The organism is Pseudomonas sp. FSL W7-0098, assembly GCF_005930585.1.
GTDB classification, from domain to species: Bacteria; Pseudomonadota; Gammaproteobacteria; order Pseudomonadales; family Pseudomonadaceae; genus Aquipseudomonas; species Aquipseudomonas bubulae.
Genome location: NZ_RXHW01000010.1, coordinates 222,495 through 228,494, shown reverse-complemented (window position 1 = coordinate 228,494; position 6,000 = coordinate 222,495). Strand labels below are relative to the sequence as shown.

Sequence of the window (6,000 nt, the reverse complement as noted above, 5' to 3'; positions counted from 1 at the left end):
TGCGCAAGGTGGTTCGGCAGCGGTTGAAGCGGTTGCAGCGGTTCACGATGCAGGCACTTCGTCGTTTGTTGGCGAAGAGCTGGCCAAGTCGGACCGTCCTGAGCTGACCGCAGCCAAGGTTGTGGTTTCTGGCGGCCGTGGCATGCAGAACGGTGACAACTTCAAGCTGCTGTACACCCTGGCTGACAAGTTGGGCGCTGCTGTTGGCGCATCCCGCGCCGCTGTGGACGCAGGCTTCGTACCCAACGACATGCAGGTTGGCCAGACCGGTAAAATCGTTGCGCCACAGCTGTACATTGCGGTCGGTATTTCCGGCGCGATCCAGCATCTGGCCGGGATGAAAGATTCCAAGGTGATCGTTGCGATCAACAAGGACGAAGAAGCACCGATCTTCCAGGTGGCCGATTACGGCCTGGTAGCGGACTTGTTCGAAGCTGTGCCTGAGCTGGAGAAACTGGTTTAATCCAGTTGCTTCACTTATAAAGGGCCCGGTTACCGGGGCGTGGGGAAGGGTAGGGCACTCAGTGTCCTGCCTGTTTTCACAGCCCGGGTAACCGGGCTTTTTAATGCCTGTCAATTGTGTGGAGGGAGTGTAGGGTATGGATATGCGTCAGATCAGCAGGCTGCTGGCAGGGTTGGTGTTTTTGCCATTGCTGTCCGAGGCGGCGGGCAAATGCGAACGCCTGATCGTCACCGGCAGCCCCGATGCCCCGCCTTACCTGTGGCGTGATCCGGCCGACCCTGCCCATTTGATCGGCGCCAGTGCCGACCTGATCCAGCAGGCTGGCCACGAGCTGGGGATCAAGGTTGAAGTGCTCTATGGCGGCAAGCGTGCCCAGGCCCATGACGAGGTTCGTACCGGACGCATGGACTTGCTGCTCGATGCTCCGCTGACCGTGGCCGGGCTTTCTTCCTTCGATTACATCCACCCGCCGCTGGTGCGCAACGATTATCTGGTGTGGACGCGCAAAGATTCTCCCCTGATCTACGAAACGCCCGCAGACTTGCATGGGCACAAGGGCGCGGTCTCGGAAAAGGCCCGTTTAAGCGAAACCTTCAATGAGTTTGCCCGTCATCAACTGACCCTGGAGCCCCAGCCCGGGTTGACCCAGGCTTTTCAGAAGCTGCTGCTGGGGCAGGCCGAGTATGTACTGGCCGGTCGTTATGCCGGTATGGTCACTGCGCAAACCCTGGGCATCGCCGATGATTTGCTGGCACATCCGCAACCTGTCGATCAGCCAGGGCTGTTTTTGGCTGTTTCCCATGACTCAGCCTGTAATGAGCCGTGGTTGCGCGGACAGCTCGCCAAAAAGATGACAGAATTGCCCGCCTCCGGCCTGACCGAGGCGGTAGTGCAACGCAATCTGGAGCGGTGGAAAACCCAGCTGCAACAACCGCTCAGCGCCCCAAAACAGTAGGAATCCCTAGTGACAATTCGACCTCTTTTCGCTGCCCTGGCCGTTGTGGCTCTGGCGGGGTGTGCAGCCGATCCTGCGCCGAATGAACAATTGCGTTTGACCGAGCAGGCCCTGGAGCAAGCCAAGGCGGTGGGTGCAAAAGCCGATGACCTGGCCGAGCTTAAACAAGCCGAAGACAAGTTGGCCCAAGCGCTGGCCGATATGGCAGATGAATCTTACAAGGACGCGCGCATGCAGGCCGAACAGGCGGAGCTTGACGCCCGCTTGGCTGAAGCTCGTGTGCTGACGCAAAAAAGCCAGGAACAATTGAACGTGCTCAATACCCGTATCGCGCGCTTGCGCAAACAACTGGCGGAGGCGCAATGAGCCTCAAGTCCGCAGCTTACATGGGGGCGCTGGCTATCGGCCTGAGCGGTTGCACCGGCCATCACAACAGCCAGCAGGCCTTGCAGCAGGCCGGTACCGACTTCCAGGCCGTCAAGGAAGATACCAATGTATTGCGCATCGCTCCCAAGGACGTGATCCGCTCCGGTGAGTCCCTGGCGCGTGCTGACCGGTTGTCCAGCTATTGGGGCAGCGGTGATGACGTTGCGCATTACGCCTACTTGAGCCAGCGTTACAGCGAAATCGCCCGTGAGCACACCCAGCAGGTGCTGAATGAAGAGCGCGCGGCCAAGCTCGAGCTGGAGCGTCAGCGACTGCAACTGGCCTTGCGGGAGGCCAAGCTGTTAAGCGTTCAGCAGCAGGGCCAATGGCTGGAAGAGCAAATCGTCAGCCTGGCCACGACCCAGACCGATCGTGGCCTGGTCATGACCCTGGGTGACGTGTTGTTTGATACAGGCGAAGCCGATTTGAAAAATTCGGCCAACCGCACGGTGCTCAAACTGGTGCAGTTTCTGCAACTCAACCCCAAGCGCATTGTGCGGATTGAGGGTTACACCGACAGCACGGGCGGCACGGAGGATAACCTCAAGCTGTCCATGGCCCGTGCCCAGGCAGTGGCGGATGTGCTGATCGACCTGGGTATCGACGAGAAACGTATCCAGGTGGAAGGTTATGGCGACCAGTACCCGGTGGATGTGAACGCCAGTGAGCGCGGCCGGGCCCAGAACCGTCGTGTTGAAATCGTCTTCTCGGACGAAAAAGGCCAGTTGGGCGCCGCTCGCTAAAACCGGGATTTGCCTGGACTGTGGGAGCGGGCTTGCTCGCGATTGGAGCGGCTCGGTGTGCCAGGCGTACCGCGGTGCTGCCATCGCGGGCAAATCTCGCTCCCACAGCTGCATTGTCCGCACCCATACAGTTACCCCCGCACTCGCGCTGTACGGCTTAGATAAGTGACAACTGTGCCCGTACACTTCTAAACTGTTCCGGTATTGTTCCCCATAAAAACAAAGCCTGAACATCGAGTGCAGCGCCATGACCAACCTTTTGCTTTACCAACGTATCGCTCAGCAGCTGGCTGAAGATATCCGGCGTGGCGTTTATCAGCCGGGCGAGCGTGTGCCTTCGGTGCGCAAGATGAGCTCGCAGCTCAACGTCAGTCATGCCACGGTGTTGCAGGCCTACGCCAATCTTGAAGACCAGGGGTTGATCCGGGCACGGCCGCAGTCCGGATATTATGTGCACCAGACCCCGGCACTTACCGCACCCACTCCGGATATCGCCCGTGTCGAGCGTCCGGGGCTGGTCACCCGCAGCAGCATTATCCAGCAAGTCCTGGTCGAGTCCCGCCGCGAAGGTGTGTTCCCGCTGGGAGCGGCTGTGCCCAGTGTCGATTACCTGCCTGTACGCGCTTTGCACCAGCAACTGGCCAAGGTCACCCGCTTTCACAGCCCGCGGGCGTTCAGCTATATGTTCAGCCCCGGCTTCGAACCCCTGCGCCGCCAGGTGGCAATACGCATGCGCGATGCTGGCGTGGTGGTCGATCCGTCTGAAGTGATCATCACCCACGGCTGTGTCGATGCCCTGCAAATGTCATTACGGGTGCTGACCCGCCCCGGAGACCTGATCGCGGCGGAGTCGCCAACGTACTACGGCTTGTTGCAACTGGCTGACCTGCTGGGTTTGAAAGTCATTGAAATCCCCAGTGATCCGGCCACCGGCATGAGCCTTGAAGCCCTGCAACTGGCCGCCAACCAATGGTCGATCAAGGCATTGGTGCTGACCACGCGCCTGAGCAACCCCCTGGGTGGGACCATGCCTGAAGAGCGGCAAAAGCAGCTGCTACGCCTGGCCTCGGACTTTGATATCCAGATTGTGGAAGATGATATCTATGGCGAACTGATGTTCGAGGTCGGGCGCACCAAGGCCTTGAAGGCCTTTGATCGCCTGGATCGGGTGATCTACTGTTCGAGCTTTTCCAAAACCCTGTCACCCGGTGTGCGAATCGGCTGGATGATTGCGGGCAAGTTTCAGCAGGAAATCCAGCGCCTGCAAACCTTTACCACCCATTCGGCCTGCAGCGTGACCCAAATGGGGGTGGCGGCTTACCTTGAAAATGGCGGTTACGACCGCCATTTACGCTATATCCGCCAGGAATACAGAAAAAACCTCAGTGCTTTTCAGTTGGCGGTGCAACAGCATTTCCCGGAAGGGACGCAGATGTCCCGCCCCAGCGGTGGTTTTATCCTGTGGGTCAGTTTGCCGGGCCGGGTCAATACCCAGGAGCTGCATGTGCGGGCGCTGCAACAAGGCATCAGTATTGCGCCGGGGCTGATTTTCAGTAACACCGAGCAGTTCAATCATTGCATCCGGTTAAACTGCGGCACGCCCTGGAATCGGGAAGCCGAGCGGGCCCTGATGACGCTTGGCATGCTTGCCAACCAGCTCTGCCAGGAAACTGCAGGTCTATATGGTGGCTCGGCAATAGCCGGTATGGCATTTTGACTATAATTACCTTGTTCCCCTGTGCGTAAAGCGCGAGCATACGCACCTGAACCGTTAAAGCTGTGGGAGTTATGAAAGCGACATATTGTGCGAGTCTTGTGTTGATGGGTGTTTTGAGTGCGCTCAATGCAGTCGTTGCAACAGCAGATCCGGTGCTCCCCGCATCCACTTCTGCGCAGACGCAATCTGTCCATTCATCGGCAAAACCTGCCGCCAGCGAGAAAAAAGCGCCGGTCAAAAAGCGTAAGCCAATCGCCACAAAATCCCGGTCGGCCCATGAAATCGCCAAAAAGCCCTTGCCTGCTGCCAAGCTCGACCTGCGCCTGCCGCCCGAGATGGTCAAGCAACTGCGGCCCTTGGGCACGGTAGCCATGCCTGCGCACAAACCGTTACTGCCCAATATGTTTGGCGAAAAGTCTGTCGAAGAAAGTCCTTTTCAGCTCAATGGGCGTTTGCTCAGTAATGAAATGGACCTGCAATTGCGCAATGAATATCGACACAATGAAATCGAAGGTGCGGCACTGGATTTCGAGTTCAAACAATAAGTGTCGAGCGCTGTAAAACAGCCTTCTAAACTGACTGATCAGTCACCGTCATTTATCGGCACATTCTGCTGAACGGTCAATTTCAAACACCTGTTCCAGCGAGTACTATCCCTTGTCATCAACACACTTTGCCCCGAACGAGGAGCTGACGTCATGAATTGCCGTGAAGGCTGTGGCGCATGCTGCATAGCCCCTTCCATCAGTACACCGCTGCCCGGTATGCCCAATGGCAAGCCTGCCGGGGAACGCTGCCTGCATCTTTCTGTCGACTACTTGTGCGGTTTGTTCGGCCAGCCGCAACGCCCTGCGGTGTGTGGTGATTTCAAGGCAGATATCGAGGTGTGCGGCAGCAATCGGGAAGAAGCCATCAACCTGATTGGCTGGTGGGAGCAGGTGACCGCTGCATAGTGTGTTCGTGTCCAGTGAACAAACCTTCAACAATAAGGAACAAGACAATGGGTTCGTTGCATAAAGTGGCATTGATCTGTGGTTTGAGCGCTCTGCTGGCGGGTGTGGCTCAGGCTGAAGACTGGAAGGTTGCCAAGGATCAGGACGGCATCAAGGTGTCGCTGAGTGAGGTGGCCGGCTCCCAGTACAAGGCGTACCAGGGCGTGACGACCATCAAGGCGCCTCTGGCCAAAATCAGCAAGTTGCAGGAAGACGTGGCCAGCGCTTGTGCCTGGATCCATGAGTGCCAGTCGCAAAAGCTGCTCAAGCATGAGGGCGACCAGAGCTGGACTTACACCCAGTTCAAAACACCGTGGCCGGTTACCCCGAGAGATTCGGTGCTGCTGGTAACGTCTACCCAAGGCGCAGATGGCAGCCTGACCCGCACGCTCAAAGGCCTGCCGACCTATATCCCGGAAGAAAAGGGCTTTGTACGGGTTGCCCAGGTCAACGGCTTCTGGAAGCTGGTGCCCAAAGGTGACAACCTGACCGAAGTGACCTATCAGGTACACACCGAGCCGGGCGGCAGCGTGCCTTCCTGGTTGGCCAACAAGTTTGTGGTCGATGCGCCTTTCAATACCCTCAAAGGGCTGAAAGAGCGCGCTGAAAAGCCGTAACTCACAGCAGCGCAAGCCGGGTCCTGGACAGCGCATCTGTCCGGGTACCGGGCGCGGTTTTTTCCGACAAACGAAAAAACCTGTTGA

The 6,000-nt window shown here is 58.0% G+C and carries 8 protein-coding genes; all 8 read left to right on the top strand.

Annotation, left to right across the window (positions count from 1 at the left end; translation table 11 throughout):
• The coding region (locus tag FHL07_RS19115; protein ID WP_095020314.1) for an electron transfer flavoprotein subunit alpha/FixB family protein at positions 1-463 on the top strand (463 nt) is incomplete at its 5' end.
• Between the two features lie 136 nt (positions 464-599).
• Entirely contained in the window at positions 600-1,418 is an 819-nt protein-coding gene (locus FHL07_RS19110; RefSeq protein ID WP_095002269.1) for a substrate-binding periplasmic protein, read from the top strand.
• Between the two features lie 9 nt (positions 1,419-1,427).
• Positions 1,428-1,784 (top strand): DUF4398 domain-containing protein, encoded by a 357-nt coding sequence (locus FHL07_RS19105; protein WP_095002268.1) that lies wholly within the window; start codon positions 1,428-1,430, stop codon positions 1,782-1,784.
• Positions 1,781-2,587: an OmpA family protein gene (locus FHL07_RS19100; protein ID WP_095002267.1), complete on the top strand. Its 807-nt coding sequence runs from the start codon at positions 1,781-1,783 to the stop codon at positions 2,585-2,587. The genes FHL07_RS19105 and FHL07_RS19100 overlap by 4 nt, the downstream gene beginning before the upstream one ends.
• Positions 2,588-2,834: 247 nt before the next feature.
• Positions 2,835-4,304 (top strand): aminotransferase-like domain-containing protein, encoded by a 1,470-nt coding sequence (locus tag FHL07_RS19095; protein ID WP_095002266.1) that lies wholly within the window; start codon positions 2,835-2,837, stop codon positions 4,302-4,304.
• A gap of 71 nt (positions 4,305-4,375) precedes the next feature.
• Complete coding sequence (locus FHL07_RS19090; protein WP_169916725.1) at positions 4,376-4,849, top strand: translation initiation factor 2; 474 nt, start codon at positions 4,376-4,378, stop codon at positions 4,847-4,849.
• 153 nt (positions 4,850-5,002) lie between these two features.
• Complete coding sequence (locus FHL07_RS19085) at positions 5,003-5,257, top strand: YkgJ family cysteine cluster protein (RefSeq protein WP_016779971.1); 255 nt, start codon at positions 5,003-5,005, stop codon at positions 5,255-5,257.
• 47 nt (positions 5,258-5,304) lie between these two features.
• Positions 5,305-5,913 carry an START domain-containing protein gene (locus FHL07_RS19080; RefSeq protein ID WP_095020313.1) on the top strand — a complete coding sequence of 203 codons (609 nt, stop codon included), beginning with the start codon at positions 5,305-5,307 and terminating at the stop codon, positions 5,911-5,913.
• Positions 5,914-6,000 lie beyond the last annotated feature (87 nt).